This is a genomic window from Faecousia sp., from assembly GCF_048519415.1.
Lineage (GTDB): Bacteria > Bacillota > Clostridia > Oscillospirales > Oscillospiraceae > JAZOXB01.
The window spans coordinates 27,975-44,670 of record NZ_DBFZUT010000030.1; the positions used below are offsets into that span (position 1 = coordinate 27,975).

Consider the following 16,696-nt stretch of genomic DNA (forward strand, 5'->3'; position numbering starts at 1 on the left):
TTCTGTGACTTACAGCCTGCCGAGCGGCACGGCGATCCCCGTTCGGGTGCGGTTTAGCCCCACATTGCGGAGAGCGTGGGAATGATCTGCTTTTTACGGGACATGACGCCCGGCAGAAACACGACGTTGTTCTTGGCCTCGCTGGAGAAGGCCTGCTGGATCGTCTCCTCGTCGCCGAGATAGATGAGCTGCGTGCCTTCGAGCAGGACATCCGTGAGCATGAGCAGCATCAGGCTGTAGTGCCGCTCCTGCATGGTCTGGCCCATGATTTCCAGAAATTCCTGCTTGCGCTCGAGGATGTGCGCGGAATTCACGCAGGTGATCTGGCCGACGCCGAGATCGTGGCCCGCGATGTGGAAATCCTTGAAGTCCGTGAACAGCAGCTCCTCCGGCGTCTTGTCATCCGACCACGAGGCGGAGAAGATCTGCTGGCCCAGCTCCTCGAGCGAGACGTTGGCGATGCGCGCCATGCGCTCGGCCATACTGCGGTCGCGCTGGGTGCAGGTGGGGGACTTGAACATGACGGTATCCGAGACGATGGCGGCTGCCATCATGCCTGCGAGCTTTTCCGAGGGCATGAGGCCCTTTTCCTGATACATCGTGGCGATGATGGTCGTGGTGCTGCCGACCGGCTCGTTGCGGAAATAGATGGGATTGCCCGTCTGGATGTCCGCAAGGCGGTGATGATCGATGATCTCCAGAATTTCCGCCTGATCGAGGCCGGGCACGGACTGGGCCGCCTCGTTGTGATCGACGAGCACGACACGCTTGCGCTTCGGGCGGATCAGATGGTAACGGGAGAGCGTGCCGACGACGCGGTCGTTTTCATCCAGAATGGGATAGCAGCGGTAGCGGCTTTTCAGCATACCCTCGCGGACGTCGTCGACAAAGTCGTCGAGATGGAAGCACTCGAGGTCCTTCGTGCGGCAGATGCGGCTGATGGGCAGCGACTGATACAGCAGGCGGACGGCGCGGTAGGCATCGAACGGCGTGGAGATGATGACGGTGTCCGTCGGCGCATTGCGGAGCTGCTCGTCCAGCTCGGCCTGACAGACGATGACGCAGCGGGCGTGCTGCTCAATGGCGCGACGCACCATGTCCGGCTGGTGGCCGCAGACGATGATGCTGCCGCTGCCGGAGAACAGCAGATTGTCACAGCTCTGCGGCAGGGCGATGCACACGTCGCCGCTGATGGAATCCACAAGATCGCCCGCTTCGTTCAGGATACGGCCCTCGAGCACGCTGAGCACATTGAACAGCGGAACGGCGTCGATGTGCGGATGCTCGATGGACTGCATGTCGCTGGCGGCGATGTCGCCGGAGGAGAGCATGCCGAACAGTGTGCCGTCCTCATTTGTGATGGGCAGGGCGGCGATGGACGTGTCCGTCGACAGAGCAGCCCACGCGCGGCTGATGGTCACGCCGGAGGAAAGCGCAGGCGGTGTGTCATAGTCGAGGTCGCGCACCTGCGTGCGCATGGTCTTGATCCAGACCGGGGCAGGGAAGCCGAAGCGGTCGAGCACGAGCTGCGTCTCGTCGCTGACGTGGCCGAGACGGGCGGCGCGGTACTCCCGGTCGCCGAGTGCATTGCGCAGCGCGGCGTAGGCCATGGCGGAGACGATGGAGTCGGTATCCGGATTCCGATGGCCGGTGACGTAAATGGGATCCATGGGCAGCCTCCTTCGGCAGCGCAGCTGCGCCGCCGTTCATTTTCTATTATAGTATTATCCTACCCCGATTTCGGCGTTCTGTCAATGTCGGAATGCGGCTTTTTCCCGTTTCGATGGTCTGAATATGATGAAAACATTTGCAAAATGTAGGCAAGCAGTACACATGGCAGTCTTGCATGAAATCATGCAGGTTATGCTGATATTACGGCGCGTGAAAGGATAATCATGCGGGAAACTGTGAAAGAATTCCTGCAAGTATGCACGACGAGCAAAAAACATAAGGAAATGTATTCAAATTTTAGCGCATTTTTATTTTGACTGCACTTTGCGGCACTGCTACAATAAAGTATGGCCTAACGTCCGGTTTATCGAAAAGGGCCTGCGGGACCTTTTCGGCAAGCCGGGCGTATTGTCATAACAAAAGAAAGGAAGGTTGATTCGATGAGAAAACAGAAGCTTCGGCAGCTATTGGCTGTCCTCCTGACGCTCTGCCTGCTGCTCGGCTGCGTTCCCGCAGTGTTTGCAGCAGACCAGACGAAGGAGCTGGAGCTGCAGCAGACGCCTGTTTCCATCTCTCCTGAAAATGAGAATGTGGAAACGGACGCAGCGGACGAGCCCGCGCCGGAGGAAACGGTGCGTGTGATCATCCGCTTCCGCAGCGATTCCCTGACCGAGCACGGCTATTCGACCCGCGACCTCGGCAGCAACGCTGCGGCACTGGCCTACAGTGACCGCCTGCAGAAGAAGCAGCGCACGCAGATCAAGGCCATTTCGGCGGAGCTCGGCGTGACGCTTCCCGTGCGCTACCAGTTCACCATCGGCGTGAACGGCGTTGCCACGAGTGTGCCCTACGGCGAGGTGGAGGCGATCCGCGCCATGGACGGCGTTGAGAGCGTCTATGTGGAAAATCAGTACGAGCCGGATGTCGACGAGCCCAACACGGCTACGGCGGGCACGATGATCGGCTCCTATAACGCCTGGGCCGACGGCTATACCGGCGCAGGCAGCCGGGTCGCCATCATCGATACCGGCCTGGATATCGACCACCCGAGCTTTGACGAGAGCGCGTTCCTTTATGGCCTCGAGCGCTCCGCGGCCCGCTTCGGCAAGCAGGTCTCCGATTATGATCTGATGACGGAAGAGGACATCACGAAGGTCCTGCCCCGTCTGCATGCATCGGAGCGCATGAGCGGCCTGACGGCCGATGAGCTCTACCGCACGGCCAAGATCCCCTATGCGTTCAACTATATCGATGAGGATCTGGACGTCACCCATGACAACGACGCGCAGGGCGACCACGGCACGCACGTTGCCGGTATCGCCACCGCGAATACCTATGTCTGGACGAAGGACGCCGACGGCGATCTGCACGCGGCCCGCCAGAAAAACGGCGTGGCCGGTGTGGCGCCGGATGCGCAGGTCCTGCCGATGAAGGTCTTCGGCAAGGGCGGCGGCGCGTATGATTCGGACTATATGGCGGCCCTCGAGGACGCCCTGCTGCTCGACTGCGACACGGTCAACCTGTCGCTCGGCTCGTCCGTCTCCGGCCATACGTTCAGCGATAACGACGAGCTGTTTGCCAGCCTCCAGGACACGGACACCGTCGTGACCATCTCCGCCGGCAACAAGTTCAGCTATGCGCAGTACAACAATACCGGCACGAAGATGCAGCTCACGCAGGACACCGTGATCGACACGGTCGGCTCTCCCGGCTCGTTCGGCAATGCGTTCACCATTGCCTCGACTGACAACTCCGGTCTGACGGGCGTGATGCCGGTGTTCAACGGCGTCGGCACGTCCTACAATGATACCTCCGAGAACTACGGCGCCTATGCGTTCACGACGCTCGATACCTCGGCGGACAAGTCCGGCACGACGTATGACTACGTCTTCCTTGGCGACCCGACGACGGGCGAGGATATCTTCGGCGCGGACGAGAGCTTTGAGGGCCTCGACCTCACCGGCAAGATCGTCCTGATCTCCCGCGGCGGCGGTGTTTCGTTCTATGTCAAGGCGAACAATGCCGTGAAGGCCGGTGCGGCCGCTACCGTCATTTATAATAATGACAGCGCCAACAATCTCAACATGAACCTGACGGGCTATGAGTACAAGAACCCTGCCGTCCTCATCCCGATGATCAGCGCCGAGAGCATTCTCGCCGCCTCCGAGAAGGACGAGACGACCGGCCTGTACGGCGGAAAGATGGTCGTTGCCAATCAGGTCCGCACCGTGACAGATGTCCCCGGCGGCTTTGTGCCGAGCGACTTCTCCTCCTGGGGCGTTCCCGGCAACCTCGACCTGAAGCCTGAGATCACCGCCCCCGGCGGCAACATCTGGTCCACCCTGACGGATGGCACCTACGGCTCCATGTCCGGTACGTCCATGTCCGCGCCGAGCGTGACCGGCATGGCGGCAGTCGTTGCGCAGTATCTGCGCGAGACCGGCCTTGCCGAGCAGGAGGGCATGACGGTTCGCGCCCTGTCGCAGGCACTGCTCATGTCCACGTCCAGCCCGCTGAAGCAGGATAACGGCGTGGAATATTCGCCCAGAAAGCAGGGCTCCGGCTTTGCAAACGTCTATCATGCCGTGACGACCCCGGCCTATCTGCTGACGGACAGCAAGGATGTGACCGACGGCAAGGTCAAGGTCAACCTCGGCGACGATCCCGACCGCACGGGCGAGTATACCTTTGACTTCACCATCGACCCGCTTATGGGCACACTGGAGATGGTCGGTACCATCCCGATGTCCGCCGGCCTGAGCTTCATGACGCTGGCCTGCGCGACAGACGGCACGTTCTATGCCGCGACCTACAGCGACTATAACTCCCGCCTGTATAAGTTCGTCCTGACGGACGAGGGCTTCACGGTCACGCCGTTCCCGAAGACGACGGGCATGAAGGTCGCATTCCTGCAGTCCATGACCTACGACCATAACACCGGCAAGCTCTATCACGCCAACTACGGCGCGAAGACGTACTACACCACCTTCATTTCCTATGACCTGACGACCGGCGAAGCTACCGTGCTCGATGAGCTCTATCAGGCAGAGCTGTGCGGCCTGTTCATCCCGCGCAAGAGCGGCTCCATGTTCGGCCCGTCCGAAAAAGTTCAGGAGATCTCACTGAGCCAAGAGAGCCTCGACCTCATCAAGGGCAGCAGCGCCACGCTGGAGGTCTCCGCGAAGCCGTGGACGGTCGTGAACCGTGACTGCACCTGGACAAGCTCCGATGAGACCGTCGCCAAGGTGGAAAACGGCGTCGTCAAGGCCGTCGGCGCAGGCACCTGCACCATCAAGGCAGCCTCCGTTCTGGACCCGAGTGTCACGGATACCTGCACCGTGACGGTCAAGGAGGTCGATCATGACCTCAGTGCCGTCATCTGGGATGCGGACAGTCAGTCCTGGTTCAGCACGTTCAACACGAAGACGATCCCGAATTACAAGAAGCTGACCGAGCAGGCCAGCCGCCAGCAGATCATGGCCGCAGCGACCGATACCGCCGGTATTACTTACGCCGCCTCCTATGAAGAAAAGGACGGCAATCTTTACTCGACTCTCTATCAGGTCGGAAAGGATTACAGCCTGACGAAGATCGGCGATTCCGAAGTTGGCTATACCGATATGACGTTCGCCGAGAAGCTCAATGGCGGCACGATGCTTGCAACCTGTGGCAAAAGCATCGTCACGGTCGACACCGCAACCGGTGCTTACACTGCGGGCTGGAATCTCTCCACACTCTTCTCCGCGAACCTCGTCGGCATCACCTATCTCAACACCGTCAACGACACGACGAATGGCGTGACTGACAACTGTCTGGTGCTTGACGCAGATGGCAAGGTCTGGGCCATGGGCTTCTACGGCGACGGCGACAACCTGCACTGCACGCTGCCGCAGCTCGTTGCCGACCTCGGCATCGAGGCAAGCAGAGCCTTCTTCTGCTCCATCGCGACGGACGGCGCTTACCTCTATGCCACGATCCTGAACGGCTCGCAGTCCGAGCTGGCCGTCCTCGACCTCAAGACCGGCGCGGCTGCCGACCTCGGCAGCTTCAACGCGGACGTCTGGCCCGTTGTCGGCCTGAGAACGGACCGCGTGACGATCGTCACCTCCGCATCCACCTCCTCCGCCATGGAAAGCACTGACTCCCTGCCTGCACTGCAGGAGGCGCAGATCGAGGCGCTTCCCGTGACGGCACGCTGAAGAAAGGATGAGGCAAGTCATGATGAAACGAATCATTTCCTGCCTGCTCGTCTGCTTCCTGCTGCTCGGGCTCTGCCCGGCAGCGCTGGCAGCTGCAGGCTCTCCCACCGCGACTGCAGCCGTAACGGCCAATGCGCAGGGCTCTGCGACGGTCGTCCTCACGGTCAAGGCGGGCAGCGGCTCGTCCCACGGCCGCGTGACTGCGACGATGCCTGCCGGCCTGACGCTGGCAAGCGCCCGCTCCCTGCTGGGCAGCGAAGGCATTGCCGACCTGTCTAGCACGAAAACGTCCCTGCGCTTTGCCTGGGCCTGCTATGCGGACCTGAAGAAGGATACCGCTGCGCTTGAGCTGAAGCTCACGGGAAAGCCCGGCGTCTATGCGCTGCAGCTTTCCCTTCCGGAGACGAAGGAGACGGTCTCCGTCTCGGTCGAGATCCCCGGCGTGTTCCGCGACGTTTCCGCTGACGACTGGTTCTTCAACGCGGTCTATGACGCATACGGCCGCGGCCTCATGGTCGGCGAGTCCTCCGATCTCTTTGCCCCGAACGACAGCATGACCCGCGCCATGCTCATCACGACGCTGTACCGCATGTCCGGCTCTCCGGCCGTGACGGGCGAGAACCCGTATTCCGACGTTCCCGCAGGCAGCTACTATGAGAAGGCTGTCATCTGGGCCATGCAGAAGGGCGTTGCCAACGGCATGGGCGGCGGCAAGTTCGAGCCGGACACCCGCGTGACGCGCCAGCAGGCCGTGACAATGCTCTATCGCTACGCCGTGAAGATCGCAGGCATCCGGACGGATGAGCGTGCCGAGCTCGGCCGCTTCACCGACAGCACGAAGATCAATGCCTACGCGATCACCGCGATGCGCTGGGCCGTCGGCTCCGGCCTGATGAAGGGTTACCCCGACAATACGCTGCAGCCGAACGGCACACTGACGCGCGCCGAGGCCGCAACGCTTCTTGTCTGGCTGGCTGCCAAGGTTTGATGATCCCCATGCGGGGGCTGCGGCCCCCGCTCCGGATCCCGTGTTGTAACTCACAACAGAAAGGACAGAATCTATGAGTATTCGCAAACGCGCCCTGTCCCTGCTTCTGGTTCTGGTCATGCTGCTTGGCGTTCTGCCTGTCGGCGCTGCCGCGGCGGAGGTCTATCAGGATGTGCCGTCCGGGCATTGGGCCAGCGATTATATTGCGCGCGTCGCGGAGCAGGGCCTCATGGTCGGCACCTCTGACACGACGTTCGCTCCGGAAGAGACGATCACCCGCGCCATGTTCGTAACGATCCTGGCGCGCTATGCCAAGGCAGAAACGGACAACAATGCTGAAACGGCGTTCACGGATGTCCCCGCCGGGCAGTATTACACCGGCGCCGTTGCCTGGGCTGCGGCTAACGGCATCGTCAACGGCACGAGCGCTGTGACGTTCGCTCCGAACGATCCCGTGACCCGCGAGCAGATGGCAGCCCTGCTGTATCGCGCCATGTGCTTCCTCGGGAACAAGTGCCCGCAGGACGGCAAGCTCGACGCCTTCTCCGATGCCTCCGCGCTTTCGGACTGGGCCGTTGAGGGCATGATCTGGGCTGCCGGCGCAGGCCTGTTCGGCGGCTTTGAGGACGGAACGCTCCGCCCGCAGGAGACCGCCACCCGCGCGCAGGCTGCAAAGGTCTTCTGCGTGCTGCTGGACTATTCGGAGCAGCCCGAGCCGACGGAGCCTTCTGTCGAGCCGACGGAGCCCTCCGAGGAGCCGACGCAGGAACCGACTGCGGAGCCGACCGATCCCACTGAGCCGACGGAGCCGGAGACCGGCTTCACCGTTACGTTCAAGGGCGAGGGCGGCTATGCCAAGGTCAACGGCGAGAAGGTCACGTCCGTGACGCTTGAGCCGGGCGTGAACTGGCTGAACTTCAACCTCTACGGTGATCACAGCGAGGGCTTTGATCTCGATCAGGTCGCCGCCTCCTCCGGCACGCTGCAGCGCGTGCGCTCCGAGTTCATCCTCCGCGACATCACCGAGGATGTGACCGTCACGTTTACGACGACCGGCATGATCGTCACCGTGACGTTCGTCTCCAAGCAGGTCGCCACGGTCACACCCGAAAAGGTGCAGGTGCCCTGGGGCCAGACCGTTGAGCCCGCCACGGCGGAGCGCAGCGGCTATACGTTCGTCAGCTGGACGACGGAGGACGGCACACCGTTTGACTTCACCCAGCCCGTTCGTGAGGACGTGACACTCTATGCGACCTGGAAGGTTCGCATGTACGTTGTGACATACTATGACGGCGAAAACGTGCTCTACACGCAGGAATACAGCTACGGCTCCGTCATCGACCGTCCGACTTCTCCGAGCAAGGAAGGCTACCTGTTCACCGGCTGGTTCAAGGATCCCGAGCTGACGCAGATGTTCGACTTCATCGACCGCTGCCGCGGCGATATGAGCCTGTACGCCAAGTGGCGTGAGGACGATCGCTCCGACTATATCTACCTCGACGGCACGGACGGCGATGATGCGAACGACGGCACGACCGAGGAGAGCGCCGTCAAGACCTTCGAGCGTGCAAAGTCGCTGCTCGCAGAGAGCAAGAACCCCGTCATCCTGATCTGCGGCACCGTGACCATTACGCAGGACACGACGTGGACCATGGCCGATCTTGAGGGCGGCAAGGTCATGCGTGCAGGCTCCTTCACGAAGCGCATGATCGTCATCGAGCCGGAGGCCGAGGACGCTTCCGCAACGCTGACGCTCGAGAACATCACGCTTGACGGCGGTGCGACCATGTGGCCGGAGCTGCTGACGCAGAATATGGTCTGGTACATCCTCGATATCGAGGCCGGCGGCCGCCTTGTCCTGAACAGCGGCGCGACGGTGCAGAACTCCGCGGCATCGTCCCGTATGGTCGGCGGCGCGATCTATGTCACCGGCAGCGGCTTTAACTGCGGCACGGTAGAGATGAACGAGGGCGCCAAGATCATCAATAACTACGGCGGCTATATGTCTGCGATCGCCGGTTCCGCCGGTGCGCATATTACGATCAACGGCGGCCTCATCTCCGGCAACAAGGCAACGAACACCGGCACGACCCTCCCGCACCGCGGCTCCGCCGTTGGCGTGAGCAGCGGCGAAGCCAACGCTCCCGGCATCCTGACGATCAACGGCGGCATCATCGAGAACAACAAATCCCTGACGGGCTGTGCCGTCAGCCTTGCCCAGCATGCGGTCGGCTATCTCAACGGCGGTATCATCCGCAACAACGTCTCCGGCACCTATGCGGCTCTTGTTGCCTACGGTAACTCCGGCAGCTCGACGTGGTACCTCAACGGCGGTACGATCGAGAACAACACGCCGGGTGCAGGCTACCCCGATGATCAGGTCGCCATGCTTGAAAAGTCTCAGGTCGTCTTTGGCGCCGAAAAGGATGCCCTGACGTTCTCCGGTCTGTATCTGAACACCGAGAGAGGAGCGCTCCCGGTCGCCATCGCCAAGCCCCTGAGCAATGTGACGGGCGGCGGCGTCCGCGTGACCCTCGACTACATGGGCACGGATATCGTTCTGGCCATCGGCTACGGCACCTATAAGCTCACAGCCGAGGATACGAAGGCCTATCAGCTGGTCAACTCTCTCGACCCGTATTACAAGGCGGAGATCGACGCAGCGAACAACCGTTACTGCGTTGTTTCCGCGCAGGTTATCGGCGCCGAGGTCTACATGAACGACAGCACGATGTCCACGAACCCCGGCAATGATGCCAACGACGGCCTGACGCCGCAGACGCCGGTCGCCACCTTCGCCCGCGCCAAGGAGATTCTGAAGGCCAACGCCAAGGAGAAGGGCGACAACATCATCTACATTATGAACGGCGGCACGCTGGAAGCGGGCACGAGTGAGGTCTGGTCCCTCGAGGGCATTCCGAACGCCATGCTTTCGCGCTATCTCAACGGCAGCACCGGCTCGGCCGTCTGGGTCGAGGGTGAACTGACGCTCGAGAATATCACGCTCGACGGCCTGTGCATGTATACCCCGCAGACGCGCTCAACGAGCGCCTTTGTCCGTGTGGATGAAGGCGGCACGCTGAACGTTAAGGCCGGTACGGTCGTGCGCAACATGCGTGGTTCCTCGCAGGTCTTTGTGTGGTCGTTCAGCCGTGCAGGCAAGACGAACACGGTCAACGTCGAGGACGTGACGGTCACGAACTGCCAGACCTACAGCTCCAGCAACAGCGAGACCGGCGGCGCTGCCGTTTTCGCCATGTACGGTCAGAGCGGCAGCAGCGTTCTGAACCTGAAGAACGGCACGTTCACGAACAATCAGGCCCGGCTGGTCCATGTGAACGGCGGCGGTACGCACACGATCAACATCGAGAATGCGACGTTTACGAACAACTCCGTCAAGGGCTGCGGTGCGATCTTCCTGATGGATCAGTCGAATGCGGGCAACGCCTCTGCGATCAACGTCTACGGCGGCACGTTCACGGACAATGCCTGCCTGCTGAGCAGCACGTCCTACGGCTCCGGCTCCATCGCCCGCCTGAAGTCTCCGGGTGCACTGCACTTCTACGGCGGCACGTTTGCCAACAACACGACTGCAGCCGGCAAGAACTATGAGGGCATCTATCTGCGCGACGTTTCCCAGAAGCTCGGCTCCAATGTCTATGTGCACAAGCTCTCTGCGGACCTGAACGTGTACCTGACGCCCTCCAGCGCCAAGGTCTTCATGAGCCGCATCGTCGTCGACAGCGCCCTGACACATACGATCTCCGTGTATATCGCGGATAATCGCGTCCCGGCTAAGGGCATGCCGCTCGTCGTCGGCACGGACGAATACAAGCTCACCGAGGCTGATCTGGCCATGGTCAAATCGGCCAATCCGAAGGCGACGTTCTACCTTGATACCGAGAACAACGCCATCTGCATTGCCAAGGCAGAGTGATTACTCTCCATTACATCCCCGCGCGCCCCGGCTTCGGCCGGGGCGCTTTTGCGTGCAGATTTACCAGATCCTTCCGCGCATGCAAGCCAACGTGCAAAATATTTGCCGAAATATGCGCCGTTTTTTGCAAAAACCATTGAGCTTTTGGAAAAGAGCTGTTATAATAGTGCGCACTGAGCGGGCCGCGCTGCGGCCTGCCCCGCGGCGGATGCCGCGCAGAAAACCGAAATAACGCAGCAGAAGGGAAGTATTTCCATGAAAAAGCCGACGCTGGTCGTGATGGCGGCGGGCATGGGCAGCCGGTTCGGCGGCCTGAAGCAGATGACGCCCATTGATCCGCAGGGCAACAGCATCATCCAGTATTCTCTGTATGACGCGCGCCTTGCCGGGTTCGACAAGGTCGTTTTTATCATCAAGCACGAGATCGAGCACGACTTCCGCGAGAAGGTCGGCCGCGGCGTTGAGCCGTATTTTGATGTCTCCTATGTCTTTCAGGAGCTGACGTCCTGCCTGCCGCAGGGCTTTACCGTGCCGGAGGGCCGCACGAAGCCCTGGGGCACGGGCCACGCCGTGCTGTGCGCGCGCGGCGTGATCGACGGGCCGTTCGCCGTCATCAACTCCGACGATTTTTACGGCCGCGGCGCGTTCACGGCCATCGGCGGCTTCCTGACCGGGCAGCATGCCGATAATGCCTATGCCATGGTCGGCTACCGCCTGCACAACGCCATGACGGAGCACGGCTCCGTGGCCCGCGGCGTCTGCGAGCTGCGCGACGGCTACCTTACCGGAATCACGGAGCGCACGCACATCGAAAAGCGCGGCGACGACGCGGCCTTTACGGAGGATGGCGAGCATTTCACCCCGCTGTCCGGCGATACGACCGTCTCCATGAACTTCTGGGGCTTCACGCCGCGCATCCTTGACGAGCTGGCGGCCGAGTTCCCACGCTTCCTGCAGGAGTCCGTGTCCGTTAACCCGTTGAAGGCGGAGTTCTATCTGCCGACGGTCGCCAACAACCAGCTTGCCGCCAACCGCGCCACGGTGCGCGTTCTCCACACGGACGAGAGCTGGCACGGCGTGACCTATCGCGAGGACCTTGCCTCCGTGCAGGAGTCCGTGGCCGCCATGCATGCGGCCGGTATCTATCCGCCCGTGCTGTTCGAATAACAGCCGGCGGAACGGGAGGGGGGACCCGCCTTGGTTGAAAATCTGAACAAGCTGACCTTTTCCGGCTACGGCCGCGTGCTGCGCGACAGCCTGCCGAACCGCGGCTTTCCGTCCGGGGCACAGTGGCAGGAGTCCGTGCAGTATTTCTCGGCGGAGGGCCTGTGCTTTTACCGCCAGAGTGCCGGACCGGTCTATCTGGATTTCGAGCTGGGCATGACGGTGCTTGCCGTGCGCAGGGAAGGGGAGACGGCGTATTTTTATCTCGATAAGCCGGTCTGCCTGCCTGCGGGGCGGGAGTTTGCCATCCTGCCGTATCAGACGGAGTGCTCCGTCCGGCTGGCACAGCCTGCGGGTGCGCAGCTCGAGGTGCTCGAGCCCGTGACGGCGGCCGAGAATCTCAAGCTCGGCGACCGCCTGCGCGTCGGCGAGATCTATACGCTGTTTTATCGCGAGGTGGAGAGCGGCTTCCTGTTCAAGGGCGAGCAGCACTCCATGTTCGAGCTGACGTACGTCGACCGCGGCTCGCTGCACTGCGTTGTGGACGGCAACGGCGTCGAGCTGCATCAGGGCCAGCTCATGGTGTTCGGCCCGCAGCAATGGCATATGCAGTATACGGACCTGGACATGACGGCCCGCTTCCTCACGGTCAGCTTTGATCTGGAGAGCGAGTTTGCCGCGCGGCTGCCGGACCGGGTGTTCGACCTGTCGTCCGCCGAGGCGGCCCAGCTGCGCCAGATCGTCCGCGAGTCCGAAAATATGGATGCCTACAGCGGCGATTTTATCCGCAGCTATCTCAAGCTGCTGCTTCTGTCCGTTCTGCGCGACACGGGCAGCGAAAAAAAACGCCTGAAAACGCCGGTGGCGCTGAACCACGAAAACGAGATCGTCAGCCGCACGCTGCAGTATGTGGCCGATCATGTGTGCGATAAGCTCTCCGTGGAGATCGTTTCGCGCGAGGTCGGTGTGAGCGCGTCGCATCTGACGGCGCTGTTCCACCGGCAGATGAATATTTCGCCCGGCGAGTATATCCGCCGGGTCAAGCTGGAGGAGAGCAAGCGCCTCATCCGGGAGGGAACGATGAATTTCTCCCAGATCGCCGCGCAGCTCAATTATTCCACGATCCACCATTTTTCCCGCCAATTCAAGGATAAATTCGGCATGTCTCCCTCGGAATACGCAAAGTCGATCCAGTCGGAGTAACGTGCGCAGCGCGTCAGACTGTCAAAAACTGATTTTGCAATTCTGAAAGCAGCTTGGCGAAGAAGCCCGAAAGGCCTTTTTTGACAAGCTGACGCGCGCAGCGCCTGCCGGGAGGAAGGACCCTCATGATGACTCTGCTGTATCTGCTGCTGCTTCCCATGCTGTCCGGCATCGGCATGCTCGGCCTCGGCCCCGCGCTGATGGCCGGACGCGCCGGAGCGGCGCATGTCGTGCTGCTGCTGTCGGGCCTGCTCCTGCCGCTGCGCGGCCTTATGTACCTGCTGCTCGCGCGGCGGCGCGGCAACCGTCCCGGCCGGATGTCCGTGCTGCTGGCGGCTGTCGAGCTGCTGCTGGGCGCGGGCCTGCTGCTCCTGCCGCAGCTGTCGGTGCGGCTGTTTGCCGTGGTCGTTGCGGTGTATCTGACGCTGCTGGTCACGGTCGAGGCAGTCAATGCGATCCTCTATGGCAGAATGCGCCGCTGGGGCGCTTTTTTTCCGGCGATGGCAGCCGCTGTGGGCGGCACGGGCCTGTTTGTGCTCATCGTGTTCGTTCTGGCGCTGCGGGACGCTGCGCTTCGCTATACGGCCGCGCTGCTGCTGACGGTGTTCGGCACGGGGCTTGTCTGCGATGTCCTTGCCCTGATGATCCGCAGCCATCGCGTCCGGCGGGTGCTCGGCTCGATCCGTGTGGCGCTGCCGGATCTGATGAGCCTGTTTTTGCCGCAGCGGACGGCGGACGTGCTGCCGCGCGCTCCGCTGGGCCCGGTCCCGCAGCAGGGGACGGAGGAGTTTGAGCTCCTGTTCCAGACGTCCGCGCACGGCATCGGCCTGGTCGGCCACTGCGAGCTCTGCTTTGACGGCCGGACGCTGACCTACGGCGCCTATGATCCGGTCCATCAGCGCCTGCTCCGTACGGCGGGCGCCGGAATCGTCTTTTCCGCCCCACGCGAGCCGTATCTCCGGTGGTGCATCGGCACGCATCACCGCCGCGTCATCAGCTACAGCCTCCACCTGCCGCCTGCACAGGCCGCGCAGCTGCGCGCGGAGCTGGAGCGCTTCCGGCAGACGCTGTCACCCTGGCAGCCGGAAGCTCTGCCGGAGGACTGCTTTGCCGGGCGGCTTCGCAGGCTCGGCGGCGTGCGGTTCTGGCGCGTGCAGCGCGGGCCGTATGCAACGTACTTTATTCCGACGATCAACTGCGTCTCCCTGACGAACAAGCTGCTGGAGAAAACGGACATCGGCCGCACGGTCATGCTCGGGCTCAAGACGCCGGGCGCCTATCTCGACCTGCTTGAGCGCGAGTATCTGGCCGGAAATCCGGCCGTGACGGCCCGCCGGGTTTATGACGCTGTTTAAGCATTCCAAAGAGGGTATGGAGGTACAATTAGAAATCGATAGAAAAATGATTGAACAATATACAAACTATACTATAGAATTGTGACGTGATAATATGATTATGGCGAAAAACTTGACGTAGTACAATATATAATTGAAAAGAAAGGCAGAGTGATGCCTTGATCAAGGTACACTCTGCCCTCATGAATTGCTGTTATTGTTCTTTATCCTCGGCTAATGAATGGATAGCATTTACAATGGCTTCAATCTTTGATATGTAATCCTCAACAAATTCTTTTGTAATGTCGTTTTGCTCAGCTGAAGCGTGACTTCGATCATTTTGGTGGGCAATAATATTGCGCCGCTGAAACAGTTCGGCAACTATTTTTGCGCCGTCCTTTTTTGAGGTTTCTTCTTTATCACGTGGGAAAGCTTTCACCATAGTTGCAACGAATTCGATTCCGATAAGATTTAACTGCTCTCTCATGCTTTCTTGCGAAAGAAACACATCTCTGCTAAAACGATCGTTCAAATAGGAGAAAAACCAATCTTTGGATTCAGCAGCAGAGAGTGCTTCCTCAACTTTCCCCATTGGGACCGTAAATGAGGTGTATTTTTCAGAAGATGCCCATTCTCCTGTGAACATCCGAAAAAGACAGAATTTACTCATTTCGTGAATATAGAAATCCAGCAGACCTTCGGCTAGAACCACTTGAGAACGCCAGATTATTTTGCAGCCGTCAACATCTCCGCTGTTGTTTAACGAGTCTGCAACTTCGTATTGCTTTTTTATAGCCTCTAAACTATTTTCAAAATGTTGTTTGATTTCGGTTAGGCTAAACTGGATAGGGATCACGATGGGCCTCGCGTTACGCAATTCTTCTTTTCGGGGTGTAAGGGACAAATCTCTCTCTTGCATATCTCTAGCCCTCATTCACATTTCAGAAACTATATCTGCAAAATTAAGATTCAGCATAGGAACTGCACCATATTTTCCAGAAATATATCCTCTACCAAAATTATCCTCTTTCCGAACATTCTTTATCTCAGCGAGAGAATAGAGATCAGTTGAACGATCCTCTTTGCGCATTTCTGCAAACCAAATCTGGTCTCGCCTAAACAGATCAAGATTTAGTAGCCCTGTTTCGTGAGTAGTTAAAAACATTTGCGCAAACTTATTTGTTTGCGTATTTATAAACAGCTTAACTAAGCCAAAAACGAGCGACTCGTGTAGACTGGATTCCAACTCGTCACAGATAAGCACCTTGCCGTTCATCATAATATCTATTATGGGACACAAAATTGCAAATAGTTTTTGAGTTCCAGTGGACTCTTCTTGTATCAAGTCAATATCAAATTTATCATAATTGACACGAGCTGTGATTGCATTAACGCTATTTTGAAGCAGTAGCGCTTTAAATTCGTCTGAAAGGAATGGCGGAAGTTCTGATGATTCTAGCATTTTCTCATCAACCGTGACATGAATATCTTTAATACCGGTTCCGAGCTCTGATAGGAAATTTAGGACAGCTGATTTCATCTTTGGGTTTGTATTCATTTGATAAAGAGAATAGTTCATCCAGTTGGACTGATTTGCGGGATGGTACACAACAAGCTCGTTTCCAAAGAAGTTATATGCATCAGCAATTTCTTTCACGGCGCTAAAATTAGCTGCACAAGAGAGCAAAAGACGGTTGGGTTTAAGAACATCTTTACATGCGCTAAATTTCCCACGGAATTTATAGCCAGCGCTAAAACTTTTAGCGGTTCGTTCATATATTTTAGTTTGCCGATTATTAGGAAAATAATAGAGGTACTCATCAGATACAAGCATATTGCGCAGCGAGAACCCAAAAACATATCGGATATTTTGGGTAACGAATTGAATTCTGTAGGTGCTATCTGCACTGAAACCATCTAATTTATGTGGAATTTGACGTATTCCTTGGCCAGGCTGATGGTTGATGCTGTTTACTACAAGATTTTTAACAAAAGAGATTGCATCGATAAGATTGCTTTTTCCGGCACCATTAGCGCCATAAATAATAGCAGACTTTAAAACTCTTCCACCGGGAATTTCTTTCGTTTTTTCTTCAAAAGTATTATCTTTACCAGCCATGGCAGAAAATAATACTTCATTTCGAATGGACTTGTGATTTGAGCAGGCAAATTCAAGCAGCATAGTGTTTCTCCTTTCACT

The 16,696-nt window shown here is 58.9% G+C and carries 9 protein-coding genes; 6 read left to right on the plus strand and 3 right to left on the minus strand.

Annotation, left to right across the window (positions count from 1 at the left end):
• Window positions 1–53 precede the first annotated feature (53 nt).
• A complete protein-coding gene (locus ACMKFF_RS03590; RefSeq protein WP_349136335.1) occupies window positions 54–1,670 on the minus strand; it encodes a putative manganese-dependent inorganic diphosphatase in 1,617 nt (538 codons plus the stop codon).
• Between the two features lie 441 nt (window positions 1,671–2,111).
• Here ACMKFF_RS03590 and ACMKFF_RS03595 point away from each other — a divergent pair, with 441 nt between their 5' ends.
• The 6 genes from ACMKFF_RS03595 to ACMKFF_RS03620 all read left to right on the plus strand — a co-directional run bounded on the left by ACMKFF_RS03595 (window position 2,112) and on the right by ACMKFF_RS03620 (window position 14,517).
• Window positions 2,112–5,870, plus strand: a complete 3,759-nt coding sequence (locus tag ACMKFF_RS03595; protein ID WP_419496060.1) for a S8 family serine peptidase — start codon at window positions 2,112–2,114, stop codon at window positions 5,868–5,870.
• Window positions 5,871–5,889: 19 nt separating this feature from the next.
• Window positions 5,890–6,858, plus strand: a complete 969-nt coding sequence (locus tag ACMKFF_RS03600) for an S-layer homology domain-containing protein (protein ID WP_419496061.1) — start codon at window positions 5,890–5,892, stop codon at window positions 6,856–6,858.
• A 73-nt stretch (window positions 6,859–6,931) separates the two neighbouring features.
• Window positions 6,932–10,795, plus strand: a complete 3,864-nt coding sequence (locus tag ACMKFF_RS03605) for an S-layer homology domain-containing protein (RefSeq protein ID WP_419496062.1) — start codon at window positions 6,932–6,934, stop codon at window positions 10,793–10,795.
• A 255-nt stretch (window positions 10,796–11,050) separates the two neighbouring features.
• Complete coding sequence (locus tag ACMKFF_RS03610) at window positions 11,051–11,962, plus strand: nucleotidyltransferase family protein (RefSeq protein ID WP_349136343.1); 912 nt, start codon at window positions 11,051–11,053, stop codon at window positions 11,960–11,962.
• A gap of 30 nt (window positions 11,963–11,992) precedes the next feature.
• Window positions 11,993–13,162, plus strand: coding sequence for an AraC family transcriptional regulator (locus tag ACMKFF_RS03615; RefSeq protein WP_418464666.1), 1,170 nt, complete (start codon window positions 11,993–11,995; stop codon window positions 13,160–13,162).
• A gap of 125 nt (window positions 13,163–13,287) precedes the next feature.
• Entirely contained in the window at window positions 13,288–14,517 is a 1,230-nt protein-coding gene (locus ACMKFF_RS03620) for a hypothetical protein (protein ID WP_419496063.1), read from the plus strand.
• 193 nt (window positions 14,518–14,710) lie between these two features.
• Here ACMKFF_RS03620 and ACMKFF_RS03625 read toward each other — a convergent pair whose 3' ends face one another.
• Together ACMKFF_RS03625 and ACMKFF_RS03630 are read right to left on the minus strand one after the other, a co-directional pair.
• Complete coding sequence (locus tag ACMKFF_RS03625) at window positions 14,711–15,415, minus strand: HEPN domain-containing protein (protein ID WP_419496064.1); 705 nt, start codon at window positions 15,413–15,415, stop codon at window positions 14,711–14,713.
• Between the two features lie 15 nt (window positions 15,416–15,430).
• Window positions 15,431–16,678, minus strand: coding sequence for an AAA family ATPase (locus ACMKFF_RS03630; RefSeq protein ID WP_419496065.1), 1,248 nt, complete (start codon window positions 16,676–16,678; stop codon window positions 15,431–15,433).
• Window positions 16,679–16,696: the final 18 nt, after the last annotated feature.